Raw genomic sequence first — 731 nt, forward strand, 5'->3', positions numbered from 1 at the left:
ACTACTGCCTGTGGCTGGGTAAAATGTCGGGTAAACGGGTGGATTTACCCACCGAGGCGCAGTGGGAATACGCGGCCCGCTCCCGGGGACAGTATTTGCCCTATGCCACCAGTAACGGAAAAATAGAGCGCGGAGTCAATGTTCCCACCTTTGATGAAAGAGCAAAAATGAACGATGTAGGGATACCTATCTACCCGGTCGGGAAATATCCCCCCAATCCACTGGGATTGTATGACATGGGACTAAGTGGCCAGGAGTGGGCTAATGACTGGTATGCGGCGGACTACTATGCGCACTCGCCGGTTGATAACCCGCAGGGACCGGAGAGCGGCGACAGGAAGGTACAGAGGGGCTATCCGGGCGGGGATTATCAGTATGCCCTGACCATGTTTCGAGAGTCAGATTTCCCTTCTCCGCTTTTTGACGGGCGTAAGGCAGAAGATCATAGATTTTCCCCTAAATATGTTTTTCGCTGCGTGGTGAATAACTGATGACGGCGCATATTCTGAAACTTCTCACCCCGGGGATATTTTTGCTGGCGCTGACTGGCTGTGATAACAGCTCCAGTGCGGAAAACCAGCAGCTCACCCAGGCGCTGGTGAAGCGCTCGCTGGATAATATGGTTCCCGTCGCGGGCGGTGAGTTTTTAATGGGGGACTTCGGTCCGCTGATTGGGGAAAAGCTGCCCTTCAGCTCGAACCAGGATGATAAATACCTGCATAAGGTCAGGC

General features: G+C 53.6%; 1 protein-coding gene and 1 pseudogene. Both read left to right on the forward strand.

All coding sequences use genetic code 11. The features are described from left to right. The coding region (locus ACU8YC_RS25210) for a formylglycine-generating enzyme family protein (RefSeq protein WP_446895989.1) at positions 1-491 on the forward strand (491 nt) is incomplete at its 5' end. Next, positions 491-731: pseudogene (locus ACU8YC_RS25215) on the forward strand (formylglycine-generating enzyme family protein); the annotation flags it as partial. The gene ACU8YC_RS25210 and the pseudogene ACU8YC_RS25215, both read left to right, overlap by 1 nt.

It is taken from the genome of Citrobacter sp. VF227, assembly GCF_052950715.1.